Origin of the sequence: Candidatus Thiodubiliella endoseptemdiera, assembly GCF_964212635.1 — a bacterium.
In the GTDB taxonomy this organism is placed as follows: domain Bacteria; phylum Pseudomonadota; class Gammaproteobacteria; order PS1; family Pseudothioglobaceae; genus Thiodubiliella; species Thiodubiliella endoseptemdiera.
In genome coordinates this window covers 642467-660954 of the sequence record NZ_OZ156463.1, presented here as the reverse complement: position 1 = coordinate 660954, position 18488 = coordinate 642467, and the positions used below count along the sequence as shown (strand labels likewise).

Here is an 18488-nt window from a genome sequence, read left to right as displayed (position 1 = left end):
CGTATGTGTTTATTAAAAGAGACCTTTGCATAAATAGGGATGATTAGCAAAATGACAGATTTTATTAAATTGGAAATTTTTTAAATCCACTCCTAGCAGGGCTAAGGGTGTTTTTAAAAAGTTTGTAATTTGATGAAAGATGGCGTTTTGATGATTATTCATATTTATGCAAAGGTCTCTAAAAGAGTAAAAGTCTTTTGAACCCCTTTAGAAAATCCCAAGCCACTATTAGTCTAGTCGTGGTTTTTTAGGCTTGTTATACCTTCTAACAGTCTCATCTTTGCTCCCAACAACCTTGTTAACAACTTGTCTCAGCCTTATGGCAATTAGTAATTATGAAGGCGGTAAGCTCACTCGCTTTGCTAATCTTGAGTATAAATCTGACACCCAACGAGACAGTACAAACTATATCAGCAAAAATACCGAACAAGAAGTAAACTTAAAACTAGGCATCGCCTACCAATGACAACACCCACAACAACAGTATTGAAGCCACCACACTGGAAGTTCTAACCTTTGACAAGGTCGAACCTTGTCAACGCATCTTGTCAAAGTGGAAAGGATGTGTGTTAGATTTTTTTAAAGGCTTGTCTTATAACTGAGTAATATAGGATACAAATCCTTTGATAAATTGGCTATAATACTTGAATTCTGTTAATAAAAGAGTGTTGCGTGTTAGAAAATTATCTGCCTATTATGGTGTTTGTCTTTTTAGGGATTGGCTTTGGTATCGTACCAATGTTAATTGGCTACCTATTAGGACCGAGTAAACCTGATGAAGAAAAAAACTCTCAGTTTGAATGTGGTTTTCCTGCATTCGATGACTCTCGTATGTATTTCAATGTGCGTTATTATTTGGTGGCGATTTTGTTTATTTTGTTTGATTTGGAAGTCGCTTTTGTCTTCCCGTGGGCAGTGGTTCAATCGCAACTTGGCTGGTTTGGCTTTGTGGCAATGGGTATTTTTTTATTATTATTGGTGGTCGGCTTTATTTTCGAATGGAAAAAAGGCGCTTTAGAGTGGGAGTAATTAATGGCTATTGATGGTCTAATGAAAGAAGGATTTGTTACTACTTCCCTTGATAAAGTTATCAACTGGGCGAGGACAGGGTCGTTGTGGCCAATGACATTTGGCTTGGCATGTTGTGCGGTAGAGATGATGGAGGCAGGTTCGTCTCGTTATGACCTTGACCGTTTTGGGATTGTTTTTAGACCAACGCCCAGACAATCGGATTTGATGATTGTGGCAGGCACATTAACGAATAAGATGGCACCAGCACTAAGAAAAGTTTATGACCAAATGCCTGAGCCTCGCTGGGTGATTTCTATGGGTTCTTGTGCGAATGGTGGGGGGTATTATCATTATTCTTATGCTGTGGTGCGTGGTTGTGACCGTATTGTGCCAGTGGATGTATATGTACCAGGTTGTCCGCCAACGGCAGAAGCATTGCTGTATGGTATTTTGCAATTACAAGATAAAATCAAACGCACCAACACTATTGCGAGAACCTAAATGCAGGATTTAAAAGGAAAATTAGTTGAAGAATTTGGCGATAGTAATGTTGTTGAGGCATTTGGCGAATTAACGCTAACGGTTGATAGTGCGGATATTGTTAAGTCGTGTTTGAAGCTTAGAGATGTTTTTTTGTTTGACACCTTGATTGATTTATGTGGTGTTGATTATTTGACTTATGGACAATCTGAGTGGGATAGCGATGCCAGTTCTTCAGGGTTTGGTAGAGGGCGAGAGGCACAAGGTGATAAAGACAGGCACGATAAGCGTTTTGCCGTGGTTTATCATTTGCTTTCAGTGCGTAAAAATTACCGACTTCGGGTGAAAGCGTTTGTTGATGAGGTACAGCCGATGATTAAAACAGTAACTGGTATTTGGGCAGTGGCAGATTGGTATGAGCGAGAGGCGTTTGATTTACTGGGTATTTTGTTTGAAAACCACAAAGACTTACGCCGTATTTTGACCGATTATGGTTTTGTGGGGCATCCATTACGCAAAGATTTCCCGATGATTGGCGAGGTTGAAATGCGTTATGATGAAGAATTGGGGCGGGTTATTTATGAGCCAGTGAGTATTGAGCCGAATATCAATGTCCCAAGAGTAATTAGGAAATAAGGTTTTATAAAATGGCTGAAATTCGCAACTACACCCTTAACTTTGGTCCGCAGCATCCAGCGGCACATGGCGTTCTTCGTCTGATTTTAGAAATTGATGGCGAAGTCATTGAACGCGCTGACCCGCATATCGGGTTGCTCCATCGTGGCACTGAAAAACTCGCAGAGTCGAAACCTTATAATCAGTCTATTGGTTATATGGATAGGCTGGATTATGTTTCAATGATGTGTAATGAACACGCTTATGTTAGGGCAATTGAAACCATGCTTGGGTTAGAAGTGCCTGAACGCGCTCAGTATATTCGGGTGATGTTTGATGAGATTACCCGTATTTTGAACCACTTAATGTGGCTTGGCACACATGGTCTAGATGTTGGAGCAATGAGTATTTTCTTATACGCATTCCGCGAGCGAGAAAAATTGATTGATTGCTATGAAGCCGTTTCAGGTTCTCGTATGCATGCAACTTATTATCGCCCAGGTGGTGTGTATCGAGATTTGCCTGAAAAGATGCCACGATACCTTAAAAGCAATTTCCGTAAACCCAAAGAATTAAAGGCAATGAACAAAGACCGTCAAGGTTCATTGTTGGATTTTATTGATAATTTTGCCAAAGAATTCCCTGCAAGCATCAAACAATATAATGATTTATTGACCGATAACCGTATTTGGAAGCAACGATTAGTGAATATTGGGATTGTTTCAGCTAATCGTGCCAAACAACTCGGTTTTACTGGCCCCATGTTACGAGGTTCTGGCGTGGCGTGGGATTTGAGAAAAAACCAACCGTATGCGGTGTATGATAGATTAGAGTTTGATATTCCAGTCGGTGTTACTGGCGACAGTTACGATCGCTATCTTGTGAGAATGGAAGAGATGACACAGTCTAACAACATTATTAAGCAATGTGTGACTTGGTTGCGCGCTAATCCTGGTGCAGTGATGAGTGATGATAAAAAAGTAGCGCCACCAAAACGCACTGAGATGAAAGACGATATGGAATCACTGATTCACCATTTTAAATTGTTTACCGAAGGCTATTGTTTGCCAGTAGGTGAAGTGTATTCGGCGGTTGAGCATCCCAAAGGTGAGTTTGGGGTGTATTTAGTGTCAGATGGTGCGAACAAACCCTATCGCATTAAAATTAGAGCACCGGGTTTTGCCCATTTGGCTTCTATGGATGAAATGGCAAAAGGGCATATGTTGTCGGATGTGGTTACTATTATCGGCACGCAGGATATTGTATTTGGAGAGATTGACCGATGATTTCAAATCAGGCAAAAAAACAAATTGATGTGTGGGTGGCAAAATACCCAGCGGGTAACCAAAGTTCGGCGGTGATGGAAGCGTTGAAAATTGTGCAGGCAGAAAATGACAATAGTTTGAGTGCAGATACCATTCAAGCCGTGGCAGATTATTTAGAAATGCCCGGTATTGCTGCCGCTGAAGTGGCAACTTTTTATGAAAATTACAATCACCAGCCAGTCGGAAAACACACTATTCGTATTTGCCACAATATTTCTTGTATGTTGAATGGGGCGGATGATTTGATTGCCTATTTAGAGAAAAAAACGGGTGTTAAAACCGGCAAAGTTAGTCAAGATGGGTTGCTTAATGTGAAAAAAGTGGAATGCTTAGGTGCTTGTGTTGGGGCACCGATGTTGCAGATTGGTGAGCAATATTATGAAAATCTTACTGAGCAGAAAATTGACAAAATTTTAGCTGACTTAAAGGCAGGTGCTCAATGAATGAAGTTTGCTTTAAAAATCTAGATCAAGAAAATTGCCAGTCTCTTGCAGTCTATGAGAAAAATGGTGGTTATAGTGTTTGGCGTAAAATTCTCAAGGGTGAAATTAGCGCTGATGAAATCATTAACGAACTCAAAGCGTCGGGCTTACGAGGTCGTGGCGGTGCAGGTTTCCCAACAGGATTGAAATGGAGTTTTATGCCACGCAACTCTGATGTGCAAAAATATGTGGTTTGTAATTCAGACGAAGGTGAGCCGGGTACTTGTAAAGACAGAGATATTCTTAGATACAACCCACATTCAGTGATTGAAGGTATGGCAATTGGTGGTTTTGTAATGGGGGCAACTGTAGGCTATAACTACATTCGTGGCGAGTTTATGGAGCCATTTGAACGCTTTGAAAGTGCTTTAAAAGAAGCATATGAAGCAGGTTTATTAGGCAAAAATATCCAAAAAAGCACTGTTAATTTTGATTTACATACGCATTTAGGGGCAGGTGCCTATATTTGTGGCGAAGAAACTGCCTTGTTAGAATCTATTGAAGGTAAAAAAGGACAGCCAAGATTTAAACCACCATTTCCTGCTAATGTTGGGCTATTTGGCAAACCGACCACCATCAACAACACCGAAAGTTTTGCTTCCGTGCCTGAAATTTTAGCCCAAGGTGGACAATGGTTTGCCGATATTGGGGTGGAAAATTCTGGTGGTTGTAAGTTATTTTCAGTGTCAGGACATGTGCAAAACCCCGCCAATTTTGAAGTACCAATGGGTACGCCATTCAAAGATTTATTGGCTATGGCGGGCGGTATTAAAAAAGGCAGAAAACTCAAAGCCGTGATTCCAGGTGGTTCATCCACCCCAGTATTAACCGCAGAAGTGGCAATGACTATGACGATGGATTATGACGGTATCGAAAAAGCTGGCTCAATGTTGGGTGCTGGCTCAGTCATTGTGATGGACGACACCACTTGTATGGTCGCTACCCTAACTCGATTGGCACATTTTTATTATGATGAATCTTGCGGACAATGCACTCCGTGTCGTGAAGGTACAGGCTGGTTATACCGTGTTTTAAAACGCATTATGGATGGTAAGGGCAAAGCAGATGATATTGATTTACTGCTGGGAGTTAGTGACAAAATTATGGGTAACACCATTTGTGCATTGGGTGATGCAGCGGCAATGCCAGTAGAAAGTTTTTTGCGTAATTTCCGTGAAGAGTTTGAGTATTATATTGAGTACGGTAAAAGTATGGTGAAGGGTTAGTTTGATTATGAATAAGGACTATTTAACAAATAGTATTAACACCTTAAATACAAGGTGTTTTATTAAATATAAAAGAGGTGTTACCAAATGATTAAGTTATATTTTTTTATGATAGGAGTATTAATAAATACTAATTTATTAGCCGTTAGCGTGGTTAATGAGTTGTTTCAAATTGGAGAAAGCGCTGTAACGATTGAAATTGTTCAGTCAAATGATGCTGGCCTTGTATTTTTTCATCCTCATGAAGATGAAAAAACTTCCTACGAGGATGTTAAAAAACTCATTAATCAGTATGGCGGCAAATTGGTTTCTATTAAACAACAAGGCAAGCGCTTAGTTGAGGTTAAATATCAAGGAAAACAATATATATTTGACCCAAATAGAATATTTACCCCTCAAGGAATAAAAGATACACTCATTAAATATTCTAGTTTTCATCAACAGGTGGCTAAAGATATTCAAAATTTTGCAGATAGGATTGCTAGTTTAGTGCTTGGAAGATTAGTCGTTGCGGTACATAACAATTATGATAAGGGCTATAACATCAGCAGTTACAAAAATAGTGATGAAGTTAAATATTATTATCAAAATCCAAAACAAGGCACAGGGGAGTTTTTTTATACCACCAACGATCCTTTTTTTAATTTTGCTAAAGTTGCTGGTTATAATGCTGTTGTGCAATCCAAATCGGTTACAAATGATGGTTCTTTTTCAGTTTACGCTGCACTCAAGGGAGTGGAATACATTAACTTAGAAGTAAAAAGAGGCGAAGACAGTTTGGAGCAAGAAATGCTATTGTTTTTAATGCGCTATTTTGCCAATCAGTATTCTAACTTGCCAGTCAAAGGCTGGGCTACACTTACAAAAGGCGATACTATTGATTTAATTGCCCCTTCATCAGCCACCAGTAAAGACAGTATCGATAGAACCGTTAAAATATTAGAAGAATTTGGTTTTAAAATCAGCACAAAATACGCCAAAATTATGCCGACTAAACTTAATTACGCTAATACCGATCAATACCGTGCCAATGCGTTTATTCAAGCAATGAATAATCCAGATTCTCAGGCGGTTTGGGTGGTTAAAGGCGGGGCTGGGGCAACCAGATTACTGCCTAAATTACTAAAGTATCCAGCGCCAAAAATAAGTAAGCCATTGATTGGTTTTAGTGATGTTACTGGGCTGCATAATTTTGTTAATCAACAGTGGAAAATGCCTTCCTTACATGCGATTGTGGCGGGTTATAATAGTGAAGTTGATGCAGGAATAAACACGAATATTAATATAGGAGAATCGATTAAAACTGTAGTTGATATTTTGTTAGAGCAAGAGAATAAAGCACTTTTTTACTCTCATTTAATACCTATGAACACATCAGCTAAACAGGCAACAAAAATTGACGGATCCTTATTGGGTGGTAATTTAACTTTGGTACAGTCCACATTGGATACGCCTTTTCAGGCAAGGCTAGACGATAGAATACTAATACTTGAGGATATTGGTAATTCTGCCCACCAGTTGGAGAGAATTTTGGATAACATTCGTTACTCCCAATTATTAAATGGCGTGAATGCAATTATTTTGGGTGAGTTTATACAAACTACACAAGATAAAAAAGCAGTTATTGATATGATTGATTTAGTATTGCAAAGGTTTGCAAATGGGGTTGATATTCCTGTTTTTAGAGGAGATTTTTTTGGGCACTCTAAGTTAAACCATCCGATGCCGCTTAATACCACAACGCAGATATTTAAAAATGGTAATGATTTTTCTATAAAGGTAAATATTAAATGATTTCAATTGAAATTAATGGTAGTGTAGTCAAAGCCAAAGCAGGTGAAATGCTAATCGCTGTTACCGACAGAGAGGGCATCAGTGTGCCAAGATTTTGTTATCACAAGAAACTTTCAGTGGCTGCCAATTGTCGGATGTGTTTGGTGGATGTTGAGGGTGCACCAAAGCCACAGACCGCATGTTCTACGCCTGTTAATGAAGGGATGAAAGTGCATACTCAAAATGAGAGAGCCAAGGCATCACAGAAGGCAGTAATGGAATTTTTACTCATTAATCATCCGCTTGATTGCCCAATTTGTGATCAAGGTGGTGAGTGTGAATTACAAGATGTGGCAATGGGCTATGGCTCAGATGTATCACGATTTACTGAGGGCAAGCGTGTGGTGGTTGATGGTGATATTGGTGCTTTGATTCAAACTGATATGACTCGTTGTATTCATTGCACCCGTTGTGTGCGTTTTGGTGCTGAGATTGGTGGTACGATGGAAATGGGCGGCACGGGTCGTGGCGAAGCATTGAAAATTGAGCCGTTTTTAGCTGAGGGCATTCAATCAGAATTGTCAGGCAATATGATTGATGTTTGTCCCGTGGGTGCATTGACTTCTAAGCCGTTTCGTTACGAGTTAAGGTCTTGGCAAATGAATTCTGTTTCAAATATTGCACGACACGATTTGGTCGGCTCTAATCTTTACACGCAAACTTATAAAGGCAAGGTCAAACGCATTGTTGCTAAAGATAATGAAGCGGTTAATGAAACTTGGATTTCTGACAGAGATCGTTTTTCTTACGAAGGATTGGCACATAAAAACCGACTGTTAACACCAAAAATTAAAGTGGAAGGTGAATGGCAATCGGTGAATTGGGACACAGCACTTGATTTTTCGGTGCGTGGTTTGGTTGCTAATGTATTAAACAATAAACAAGTCAATAAGTTGGGTGCATTGGCCTCAAATACAGCCACACTTGAAGAATTTCATTTGTTACAAAAGATAATGAGAGAAGTGGGTTCTGAGAATATTGACCATCGTTTGAATGTTAAAGATTTGAACAACACGGTTACATTGGAGTCTAATATTAAGTTAGCAGGATTGGAAGGCGTTGACCATGTCTTGATTATCGGTTCTAACCCACGATTAGAGCAACCAATGATTAATCATCGTTTGCGTAAGGCACATTTAGCAGGGGCAAGTATTGATGTTATTAATGTAATGCCATTTGACTTTAATTATAAATTAAACAATGAAAATATTGTTGACCCTAATCAAATGGCGGTGATGTTGGCAGAAGTATTGAAGTCGGTATTGCAAATCGCACAAAGAGAAGTACCAGAATATTTGGACAAGGTTGAAGTCAGCGATGTTGCGAAACAAATGGCAGATAAATTAGCAGATACCAATAACTCGGTGATTGTTTTGGGTGCACATATACTTAATAATCCGCAGGCATCTAGTGTGGCAAATTTAGTCAGTCAGATTGCACAAGAAAGCAATTCCACCACACTCAATATCACTGTCACAGCAAATTCAACCGCAGCGACGATGGCAAATTTTGTGCCAGGTCAGGGTGGACTGGATACCAATGCAATGCTCAAAGCAGATTTGACAGCCTATATTTTATTAGATGTCTATCCACAATATGATTTTCATCATTCGATTGAAGCTGTGGAAGCACTTAACAAAAAAGATACCTTTGTGGTTTCTATGAACAGTTATCAAGATGATACGGTTGCTCAATATTCAGATGTCTTATTGCCAATCGCTGCTTTCTACGAAACTTCGGGCTCACATGTGAATATTGAAGGTGTTGTGCAATCATTCTCAGCCGCAGTGAGTGCGCCAAATGATGCTAAACCAGCTTGGAAAGTATTGAAAGTATTGGCAGACTTGTTAGACTTACCTGGTTTTCACTTTGCCAATTCTATGCAAGTAACTGATGAAGTCTCACATCAAAGACATAAGCACAATAAGGCTGACAATAAGATTGACATCACAGTCAAATGCGGTGTGAATGTAATTTGGCAGCACTCTCCTTATGCGGTTGATGTGTTATCAAGACACGCAAATTCATTACAGGCAACCAATATTGGGAAAATGCACAGTGCAACAATGAACAAGGGCACAGCGAAAGAATTAGACATTAAAAAAGATACCTACTTAAACTTGCCAGTGGTTATCAATGAATCGGTAGCGAATAATTGCGTTTTTGTCAATGCTAATAAAGCAATAGGAGATGAGTCATGACAGATTTTTGGTTATGGATACACGCCTTGATCCCTTGGTTTGACGGGGCAATTGCTACCATTTTAATTATCCTAATCAAAGCGATTGCGTTGGTAGGTCCACTGATGTTAGTGGTGGCATATTTCACTTATGCAGAGCGTAAAGTCATTGGCTATATGCAATTGCGTATCGGACCTAATCGTGTTGGTCCGAAAGGGTGGTTGCAACCAATTGCTGATGCGTTAAAGTTGATGACGAAGGAAATTATTTTCCCAAGCAAGGCCAATATCTATCTCTTTTTATTAGCCCCTGTCTTAGCAATTGCCCCTGCAATTGCAATATGGGCAGTAATTCCTTTTGATGAAGGTGTATATGTGACAGATTTAGACATTAGTTTGTTGTATGTGATGGCAATTGGCTCGGTGGGCGTGTATGGTATTATTTTGGCAGGTTGGGCATCGAATTCTAAATACCCATTGCTCGGTGCATTGCGTAGTGCTTCGCTGTTAGTGTCTTATGAAATCGTGATTGGTTTTGCCTTGGTAACCGTAGTTATGATTGCAGGCAGTGTCAACCTCAATGATATTGTCATAGCACAAAAAGGCGGTATTTTAAATTGGTACTGGATACCATTATTTCCAATGATGATTATCTTTTTTATCTCAGCTTTGGTGGAAACTAACCGTGCACCTTTTGATGTGGTGGAAGGAGAGTCAGAGATTGTCGGAGGCACTCATGTTGAATATTCAGGTATGACATTTGCAGTATTTTTCTTAGCAGAATATGCCAATATGATTTTTATGGCAGTATTGGCAGTCATCTTGTTTTTTGGTGGTTGGCACTCTCCTTTTGAAGGTATTGCTTATTTAGGCGTAGGGTTTGCCTGGGTGCCGGGTATTATTTGGTTATTGGCAAAAACCACTTTCTTTATGTTTTTGTATTTGTGGGTGCGTGCGACTTTTCCACGCTTTCGTTATGATCAGATTATGCGTTTATCGTGGAAAGTTTTCTTACCATGGACGATTGCGTGGATTTTCGTCGTCGCATTAATGACGCAACTTAAAATAGGCCCTTGGTTTTAGGATTTAATTATGATAAATAACATTAAAAAATTAGTAAAAGACTTTAGCCTTGCCGAGTTGCGTGGCGGTATGAAAATTACTGCTAAGGAAATGGTTAATAAAAAAATCACGGTGCAATTTCCAGAAGAAAGAACACCAATTTCACCCCGTTTTAGAGGCTTACACGCACTGCGTCGCTACCCAAATGGTGAAGAGCGCTGTATTGCTTGTAAATTATGTGAAGCAGTTTGCCCGGCAAACGCTATTACCATTGAATCTGAAATGCGTGAAGACGGATCACGACGCACTACGCAGTATGATATTGATTTATTTAAATGTATTTTTTGTGGTTTTTGTGAAGAAGCCTGTCCTGTTGATGCAATCGTTGAAACTCAAATTTTTGACTACGCCTTTGTTGACTCAAGAGAAGGTAGTATTGTCGATAAGGCATATTTATTAGAAATCGGCGACAAAAATGAGAAAGCTATTACTGATATCAAAGCAGAAGATGCGCCATATAGATAGGAATTATTATGACATTTGACCAAATATTATTTTATGTTTTTTCTTTTTGGTTCATTGCTAGTTCGTTGGCAATGATTTTTTCGCGTAATGCAGCGAAAGCCGTACTATTTTTAATTTTAGCTTTCTTTTCGGCAGCCAGTATTTGGATTTTGCTTGAAGCAGAGTTTTTGGCGATTATTTTGATACTAGTGTATGTTGGCGCAGTTATGGTGTTATTTTTATTTGTTATTAAGATGCTGAATATTGACAAATCAACCTTACGAGCAAAGTTTGCAGGTTATTTACCACTTGGTTTAATCGTGGCAGCGATTATTGTTGCTGAAATGACTTTGGTATTAGGTGCTAATCAATTTGGTTTAGAAGTGGTAGCAACCCCTGTAAGACACACAGCGGATTATAGTAATATCACTACATTGGCGTTGCAACTTTATACTGAATATGTCTACCCATTTGAGTTGGCGTCGGTGTTGTTGTTGATTGCGATTATTTCAGCGATTACTTTGGTGCATCGTAATGAAGTCAATCGTAAAACGCAAAATATTGCAGAACAAGTGAAAGTTCAAGCCAAAGACAGGATGCGTTTGGTTTTAATTACTACGCCGAATGAGGAGCAAGATAATGATTAGTTTGAGTGATTATTTAATTCTAAGTGCTATTATTTTCTGTATTGGCTTGGTCGGTATTTTTGTTAATCGAACCAATATTATTACTTTATTAATGTGTGTTGAGTTGATTTTAGTGGCAGTCAACACTAATTTTATTGCCTTCTCTTATTTTTTAGGTGATGAAGCAGGGCAAATTTTCGTTTTCTTTATTTTGACAGTGGCAGCAGCAGAAGTTGCGATTGGGTTGGCAATTCTAACTTCATTGTTTAGAAACAAAGGATCAATCAATGTTGATGTGACTAACAGTTTAAAAGGATGATTGTGAAGAACTCAGCAGATTATTTTAAAAAATACCGTTTAGAGTTAGGGTTTTCTAATCAGAATGATGCTAAGTTTTTTTTGGCGGCAAAAGATATTAAGCCCAATATAGATTATGCATATATAGTGCTTCTTAATAAACGGTTAATTAAAATTTTAAAGAATCTTAATAAAATATTGGTTGATGACTTAAAAAATAATGATTTAAATTTATTTAGCAAGGAATACATTATCCGTCCTTATGAAATTCTTAAAAATCACGATATAATATCAAAACTGAATAACCAAGGCAGGAGACCAGAACAGGTTCTGTTTTCATGGTTAAGGGGATTTGTTCTTGTAGAATTATTTAAACCTATTTTTGCCAAACTATTCGAAATAGATGTGACTTTAATGACTAATATTGGCGATGATGATTTAAAAAATATTGATACTTTTAAAAGAACACCAACAGCAGATTTACAAATTCAAAAGAATAAAGAAATTATTAATATTGAAGTTCAGGCTGGATTTCAAGGCATTAATGATATTAAAGAGCATAAAGTAAGAGAGGCTAAAAAAGTTTTTCAAGATAATAATATTAAAACTATTTGTATTCATATAGATGTTTTTAATGGTCAAGTTGCTTTTGTTAGATTGGATAGTATTAAAAATGACGATGTTAATTTTGTGACAAGACAACAAATGGAAGGACAGAGCGTTTTTTCTATTGACCAAAACTATTTTAAATGGCGGTTATTGGATGCCTTGCCATCATTGCAAAATTTGGAAGTAGGCTTATGAATGACTTATATACAGTAGAGTTATTCTCAGGTGCTGGCGGTTTAAGTTTAGGGCTAAATAAAGCAGGCTTTAAAGTTGTTTTGGCGAATGAAATAGAAAAAGACTTTGCGAAAACTTATGTGAATAACCACCCAAAGACAAAAATGCTTAATGGCGATATTCGTAAAATTGATTTTAAGAAAGAATTACAAAAACTTAATATTGAAAATATTTCTCTCGTTTCAGGTGGTCCACCTTGCCAAGGGTTTAGCACTTTAGGGTCTAAAAATGAAAAAGACAATCGCAATAATCTTTTTTATGAATTTTTAAGAGCTGTTGCTGAACTAAGACCAAGCTATGTAATATTTGAAAATGTTGCAGGTTTCAAAACTATGTATCAAGGTAAAGTTTATAAAGAACTCCTATCAAAATTAGATAAATTGGGCTTTAATAGCACCACAACTATTTTAGATATTTCTGATTTTGGATTGCCGCAAAAACGATTAAGAACAATCGTTTTAGCTTGGAAAAAAGAGTTAAATAAAGTATTTCTACCAACTGCAACACACTTGTTTAACAAAATACCTCTCATAGATGCTATTTCTGATTTACCACCTATTAAAACAAACGGTTCATCGCAACAATATCATCAAGTTGTTAATCGTTACCAAGAACAATTAAGAGGGAATTGCCAGACACTAACTGAACATAACGCCTCTAATTATGGCACAAAAATGCAAGAAATTTTATCGCTTGTGCCTCAAGGTGGTTCGGTTAATGATTTACCAAAAAGGTTGAGACCAAAAAGTTATTTCAGTAATACTTATGCCAGATTATTGCCTGGTAAAGTTGCTCCAACGATTACTAGAAACTTTGGGACACCCTCTTCTTCAAGATGTATTCATCCTTTTCAAAATAGAGCTTTAAGCACTAGGGAGGGAGCGAGATTACAAGGTTTCCCTGATAATTATGTGTTCCATGGCAGTAAAACTTCTAAAAATTTACAAATTGGTAATGCTGTTCCACCTGTATTAGGCGAGGTGATAGGACGACAAATTATTAACAGCATACAATATTCTGTTAAACAAAATATAGAGAATTGATTATGGAAAAACTTTATTTAACAATTGCACTTGCCCCTTTACTGGGTGCTATTATTGCTGGCTTCTTTGGTAGAGTGCTTGGGCGTAATGCCACACATACCATTACGATTTTAGGGGTATTGATTTCAACCGTATTGGCGTTAATGGTCTTTGATCACCATGTGTTGCAACAAGGGGCAGTTTTCAATCAAAATCTTTATACTTGGATGCAAATTGGCAGTCTGAATGTCAGTGTGGGTTTCTTGGTTGATAATCTGACTGCGGTGATGTTGGTGGTGGTATCGTTTGTTTCCCTGATGGTGCATATTTACACCATTGGCTATATGGATGACGACAAGGATTACACCAAATTTTTTAGTTATATTTCCCTATTCACCTTCTCAATGTTTATGCTGGTGATGAGCAATAACTTTATGCAATTGTTCTTTGGCTGGGAAGCAGTGGGACTGGTATCTTACTTATTGATTGGTTTTTGGCACCATAAAGAAAGTGCAATTGAAGCGAATTTGAGGGCCTTTTTGGTTAATCGTGTCGGTGATTTTGGTTTCTTATTAGGTATTGGTTTGGTATTGGCGTTCAGTGGCTCATTGGATTATATGGAAGTATTCGCCAGCCTCAATAACACAGTCGGCGAAACACTTTGGGGTCTGGATTTAATTACCGTGGTTTGTTTGTTATTATTCGTTGGTGCAATGGGTAAATCAGCGCAAGTGCCATTGCATGTTTGGCTACCAGGTTCGATGGAAGGTCCGACACCGATTTCAGCGTTGATTCACGCGGCAACAATGGTAACTGCAGGTATCTTTATGGTGTCGCGTATGTCGCCCATGTTTGAAATGAGCGATGTGGCACTGACTGTCATTATGGTAATTGGTGCGATTACTGCCTTATTTATGGGCTTGTTAGGTATTGTGCAAAATGATATTAAAAAGGTAGTGGCATATTCAACACTTTCACAATTAGGTTATATGACGGTAGCATTAGGTGTGAGTGCGTATTCAGTGGCAATTTTCCACTTGATGACACACGCATTTTTCAAGGCGTTATTATTCTTGGGTGCAGGTTCGGTGATTGTGGCAATGCATCACGAGCAAGATATTCGTAAAATGGGTGGTTTGAAAAAATATATGCCGATTACTTATATCACAGGCTTGATTGGTACATTAGCATTAATTGGTTTCCCAGGTTTCTCAGGTTTTTACTCAAAAGATATGATTATTGAAGCCGTGCATTTTTCCAATCTACCATTTGCAGATTGGGTTTATTATGCAGTGATCTCAGGTGTTTTCATTACCGCTTTTTATTCATTCAGAATGTTCTTTTTAGTGTTCCACGGCAAGTCACGGGTTAAGCACGAAACTGCAAGACATCTACATGAATCGCCATTATCAATCACATTTCCATTGATAATGTTGGCAATTCCTTCGGCAATTATTGGTTACCTTACCATTGAGCCAATGTTGTTCAAAGGCTGGCTGGACAATGCAATTACAGTTACATCAAACCATGCATCAATGACTTCACTCAGTCAAGAATTTCACGGCGCCTTAGCAATGATTTCTCATGCAGTGCAAACCGTGCCATTCTGGATGATGGCTGGCGGTATCGTTTCTGCATGGGTATTCTCGCTGCATAGAACGCAATGGGCAGATTGGGTTCAGAAAAAATTCTCCATGGTGGATTATGTGTTGAAATCGTTATATGGCTTTGACCGTTTTAATGAAATCGTCTTTGTCAACGGCATTAAAAAACTCGGTAATGTTTTATGGAAAGTCTCCGATACAACAATGATTGACACAATACTAGTGAATGGCAGTGCCAGATTGGTCGGTTTCATTGGTGCATTGGTTCGTCCAATTCAAACAGGTTATGTTTATCACTATGCTTTTTTTATGATATTCAGTTTACTAATTATTTTAACTTGGACGCTGTTTTTGGGCGACCAGCCACTACTTGAGATTTGATTATGCAAAGCACTTTACTTAGTTTGTTAATTTGGCTGCCGATTTTAGGCGGTGGGTTGGTTATTTTATTGGGTGATAAGCGTGCCACAACGGCTCGTTGGGTAAGTTTGGTGATTTCAATTTTGGTATTTGTGATGTCGCTTAGCCTGTGGACGGGGTTTGATTCAAGCACACATTTAATGCAGTTTGTTGAAAAAAGTATTTGGATTGCACAGTTCAATATTCACTACCATTTAGGTGTTGATGGCATTTCTATGCCGTTGATTATTCTCACGACTTTTTCAACTATTTTGGTGATTGGCGCAGGTTGGGAAGTCATCCAAAAACGCCCAGCTCATTATATGGCAGCATTTTTGATGATGGAAGGTTTGATTGTCGGCGTGTTCTCATCACTAGACGCCATCTTGTTCTACGCATTTTGGGAAGCGTCATTGATACCAATGTTATTGATTGTTGGTATTTGGGGAGGTGATAATCGTATTTATGCAGCAATTAAATTCTTCTTATATACATTTTTAGGTTCGGTATTTATGTTGGTATCACTGATTTATATGTATAACAAAGGTGGTTCATTTTCAATTTTAGATATGCACAATCTCAGTCTAAGTGCAACTGAGCAAGCGTGGATTTTTTGGGCATTCTTTATGGCATTTGCGGTGAAAGTGCCGATGTTCCCAGTCCACACTTGGTTACCTGATGCCCATGTCCAAGCGCCCACAGGTGGCTCGGTAATCTTAGCGGCGATTATGTTAAAAATGGGTGGTTATGGCTTCTTCCGTTTTTCTTTGCCAATTACTCCTGATGCGTCGTTTGAGTTTTCAGAAATCATCATCATTTTGTCATTGATTTCGATTGTTTATATTGGCTTCGTGGCTTTGGTGCAACGAGATATGAAAAAACTCATCGCTTATTCTTCAATCTCGCATATGGGTTTTGTAACTTTGGGTGTATTCACTTTATTTTTAGCTTATCAACCAGATCAAGTAGAGGGTGCATTGTTAGGTCTTGAAGGGGCGATGGTGCAAATGATTTCACACGGCTTTATCTCGGCAGCAATGTTCCTTGTGGTAGGTGTGCTATATGACCGTTTGCATTCAAGAGAAATTTCAACTTATGGTGGCGTGATTAATTCCATGCCTAAATTTACAGGGTTTGCAGTGTTGTTTGCGATGGCAAATGCGGGCTTGCCAGGAACATCAGGTTTTGTTGGTGAATTTATGGTTATTCTTGGTGCAGTGCAAGCTAATATTTGGTATGCAGTATTAGCAGCTACGACGCTTATCGTAGGTGCGGCTTATACACTGTGGATGGTAAAACGCGTATTTTGGGGCAAAATTACCAATCCAGCCGTAGCGACACTGAGTGATATCAACACGCGTGAATTTTTTATTTTGGCGACCTTAGCAACTGCCGTGTTAGTTATGGGACTCTATCCGCAACCAGTCATTGAAGTAATACACACTTCAATTAATCATTTATTGCAACAAGCACACACTTCAAAATTATGAATACATTCCAATTTGATACCTCCTCGCTTTTGGTCGCAGTACCAGAAATATTTTTACTTAGTGCTATTGTGGTTATTCTATTAATTGATTTATTTTTAACCAAACCATTCAAGCAAGTTACTTACTACTTAACGCAAATCAGCCTATTGACTACAGGCATATTGGCATTTAATTTAATCGGACACCCTGAAACCGTCATCTTCGGCAACGCATTCGTCCTAGACGATTTAGCATCCGTGCTCAAAGTCTTTATGATGGGTGCAGCCATGATAGCTATGGTTTATTCCCGTCACTACCTAACGCAACACGCCCTATTTAAAGGCGAGTATTTTGTCTTAGTGTTACTCTCAATATTAGGCATGATGGTAATGGTATCGGGTTACAGTTTATTGTCACTATATCTGGGTTTAGAAATCCTCTCCCTATCACTTTACACCTTAATTGCTATCGCCAGAAACCGCTCCAATGCGATTGAAGCAGCACTCAAATATTTTGTCCTAGGTGCAATTGCCTCAGGTCTATTACTCTACGGAATGAGTATGGTTTATGGCATCAGCGGCAGTCTCAATATCAGCGAAATTGCCACCTTTGCCAACCAAGCAACATTAGCCTCAAGAGATGTTTTGGTGCTTAACTTTGGCTTGGTATTTTTGGTAATCGGCATCGCCTTCAAACTCGGTGCCGTACCATTCCATATGTGGGTACCCGATGTCTATCAAGGTGCTCCCACTTCCGTCACAATGTTCATCTCAACCGTGCCAAAACTCGCTGCCGTTGCAATGCTAGTGCGTTTATTGGTTGACGGATTGGGCGCAATGCAGGCTTATTGGTCCGATTTATTTATGGTATTAGCCATTCTATCTATCGCACTCGGCTCTGTGGTTGCCCTAATGCAAACCAATATCAAACGCATGCTAGCATACTCAACCATCTCCCACATCGGCTTCGTCTTATTAGGTTTTGTTACTGGCGTCATTACGGGCTATGGTGCGGCCGTGTTCTACATTCTGGTTTATGTATTAATGAGTTTAGCCGCATTCGGCATCATTATTTTGCTCAATAAAAAAGGCTTTGAAGCAGATTCAATCAACGATTATAAAGGATTAAGCACTCACTCACCTTGGTTCGCACTAATGATGTTAATCATTATGCTTTCAATGGCAGGCGTCCCCCCATTCATCGGTTTCTACGCAAAATTATTTATCTTGCAGCAAGTTATTTCCGCTGGAATGCTCACCATAGCAATCATTGCTGTAATATTTGCCGTCATTAGTGCTTATTACTACCTACAAATCATCAAATCGATGTATTTCGAAGATGCTAACAATGACAAAATCACTATCTCCGCCCCAATGGATATGCGATTAGTATTGTCCATCAACGCCGTGTTGATTTTAGTAATAGGCTTGTTTCCTGACTTCTGGGTAAAGTTGACACTCTCACTTTTTTAATTTGAATTTTTACACTGTTGCTATTTAGTAAAAGAGATA

19 protein-coding genes are annotated in these 18488 nt (G+C 38.6%); 18 read left to right on the top strand and 1 reads right to left on the bottom strand.

Translation table 11 applies throughout. The annotated features are described in order from the left end of the window. Positions 1-12: 12 nt before the first annotated feature. Positions 13-162: a hypothetical protein gene (locus AB8525_RS03470; protein ID WP_369151228.1), complete on the bottom strand. Its 150-nt coding sequence runs from the start codon at positions 160-162 to the stop codon at positions 13-15. Between the two features lie 157 nt (positions 163-319). On the opposite strand from AB8525_RS03470, the gene AB8525_RS03465 reads away from it, so the two are divergent. The 18 genes from AB8525_RS03465 (at position 320) to nuoN (ending at position 18449) form a co-directional block, all read left to right on the top strand. Further along, positions 320-466 (top strand): hypothetical protein, encoded by a 147-nt coding sequence (locus tag AB8525_RS03465; RefSeq protein ID WP_369152629.1) that lies wholly within the window; start codon positions 320-322, stop codon positions 464-466. Positions 467-672: 206 nt separating this feature from the next. Continuing rightward, positions 673-1029 (top strand): NADH-quinone oxidoreductase subunit A, encoded by a 357-nt coding sequence (locus AB8525_RS03460; protein WP_369152628.1) that lies wholly within the window; start codon positions 673-675, stop codon positions 1027-1029. Positions 1030-1032: 3 nt separating this feature from the next. Next, positions 1033-1512 carry an NADH-quinone oxidoreductase subunit B family protein gene (locus tag AB8525_RS03455; RefSeq protein WP_369152627.1) on the top strand — a complete coding sequence of 160 codons (480 nt, stop codon included), beginning with the start codon at positions 1033-1035 and terminating at the stop codon, positions 1510-1512. Further along, positions 1513-2127 (top strand): NADH-quinone oxidoreductase subunit C, encoded by a 615-nt coding sequence (locus AB8525_RS03450; RefSeq protein WP_369152626.1) that lies wholly within the window; start codon positions 1513-1515, stop codon positions 2125-2127. A gap of 11 nt (positions 2128-2138) precedes the next feature. Further along, positions 2139-3392 carry an NADH-quinone oxidoreductase subunit D gene (locus tag AB8525_RS03445; RefSeq protein WP_369152624.1) on the top strand — a complete coding sequence of 418 codons (1254 nt, stop codon included), beginning with the start codon at positions 2139-2141 and terminating at the stop codon, positions 3390-3392. Continuing rightward, the gene (locus AB8525_RS03440; protein WP_369152623.1) at positions 3389-3874 is read left to right on the top strand and encodes an NADH-quinone oxidoreductase subunit NuoE; all 486 of its coding nucleotides are present in this window, start codon (positions 3389-3391) and stop codon (positions 3872-3874) included. Before AB8525_RS03445 ends, AB8525_RS03440 begins: the two co-directional genes overlap by 4 nt. Then, complete coding sequence (nuoF, locus tag AB8525_RS03435; RefSeq protein ID WP_369178649.1) at positions 3871-5139, top strand: NADH-quinone oxidoreductase subunit NuoF; 1269 nt, start codon at positions 3871-3873, stop codon at positions 5137-5139. The genes AB8525_RS03440 and nuoF overlap by 4 nt, the downstream gene beginning before the upstream one ends. Positions 5140-5247: 108 nt before the next feature. Beyond that, positions 5248-6933: an LD-carboxypeptidase gene (locus AB8525_RS03430; protein ID WP_369178647.1), complete on the top strand. Its 1686-nt coding sequence runs from the start codon at positions 5248-5250 to the stop codon at positions 6931-6933. Beyond that, positions 6930-9173 carry an NADH-quinone oxidoreductase subunit NuoG gene (gene nuoG, locus AB8525_RS03425; protein WP_369178646.1) on the top strand — a complete coding sequence of 748 codons (2244 nt, stop codon included), beginning with the start codon at positions 6930-6932 and terminating at the stop codon, positions 9171-9173. Before AB8525_RS03430 ends, nuoG begins: the two co-directional genes overlap by 4 nt. Beyond that, positions 9170-10234, top strand: a complete 1065-nt coding sequence (nuoH, locus tag AB8525_RS03420) for an NADH-quinone oxidoreductase subunit NuoH (protein ID WP_369178644.1) — start codon at positions 9170-9172, stop codon at positions 10232-10234. Before nuoG ends, nuoH begins: the two co-directional genes overlap by 4 nt. A gap of 9 nt (positions 10235-10243) precedes the next feature. Then, the gene (gene nuoI, locus AB8525_RS03415; RefSeq protein WP_369178642.1) at positions 10244-10738 is read left to right on the top strand and encodes an NADH-quinone oxidoreductase subunit NuoI; all 495 of its coding nucleotides are present in this window, start codon (positions 10244-10246) and stop codon (positions 10736-10738) included. Between the two features lie 8 nt (positions 10739-10746). After that, positions 10747-11364 carry an NADH-quinone oxidoreductase subunit J gene (locus AB8525_RS03410; protein ID WP_369178640.1) on the top strand — a complete coding sequence of 206 codons (618 nt, stop codon included), beginning with the start codon at positions 10747-10749 and terminating at the stop codon, positions 11362-11364. Next, on the top strand, positions 11357-11662 hold the full coding sequence (nuoK, locus tag AB8525_RS03405) for an NADH-quinone oxidoreductase subunit NuoK (RefSeq protein ID WP_369152614.1): 306 nt from the start codon (positions 11357-11359) through the stop codon (positions 11660-11662). Before AB8525_RS03410 ends, nuoK begins: the two co-directional genes overlap by 8 nt. 2 nt (positions 11663-11664) lie before the next feature. Beyond that, the gene (locus tag AB8525_RS03400; RefSeq protein WP_369178638.1) at positions 11665-12444 is read left to right on the top strand and encodes a restriction endonuclease; all 780 of its coding nucleotides are present in this window, start codon (positions 11665-11667) and stop codon (positions 12442-12444) included. Beyond that, entirely contained in the window at positions 12390-13526 is a 1137-nt protein-coding gene (locus AB8525_RS03395) for a DNA cytosine methyltransferase (RefSeq protein ID WP_369178636.1), read from the top strand. Before AB8525_RS03400 ends, AB8525_RS03395 begins: the two co-directional genes overlap by 55 nt. 2 nt (positions 13527-13528) lie before the next feature. Further along, positions 13529-15490: an NADH-quinone oxidoreductase subunit L gene (gene nuoL / locus AB8525_RS03390; protein WP_369178634.1), complete on the top strand. Its 1962-nt coding sequence runs from the start codon at positions 13529-13531 to the stop codon at positions 15488-15490. A 2-nt stretch (positions 15491-15492) separates the two neighbouring features. After that, positions 15493-16998, top strand: coding sequence for an NADH-quinone oxidoreductase subunit M (locus AB8525_RS03385; RefSeq protein WP_369178632.1), 1506 nt, complete (start codon positions 15493-15495; stop codon positions 16996-16998). Continuing rightward, the gene (gene nuoN / locus AB8525_RS03380) at positions 16995-18449 is read left to right on the top strand and encodes an NADH-quinone oxidoreductase subunit NuoN (protein ID WP_369178630.1); all 1455 of its coding nucleotides are present in this window, start codon (positions 16995-16997) and stop codon (positions 18447-18449) included. The genes AB8525_RS03385 and nuoN overlap by 4 nt, the downstream gene beginning before the upstream one ends. The last annotated feature ends 39 nt before the right edge of the window (positions 18450-18488 follow it).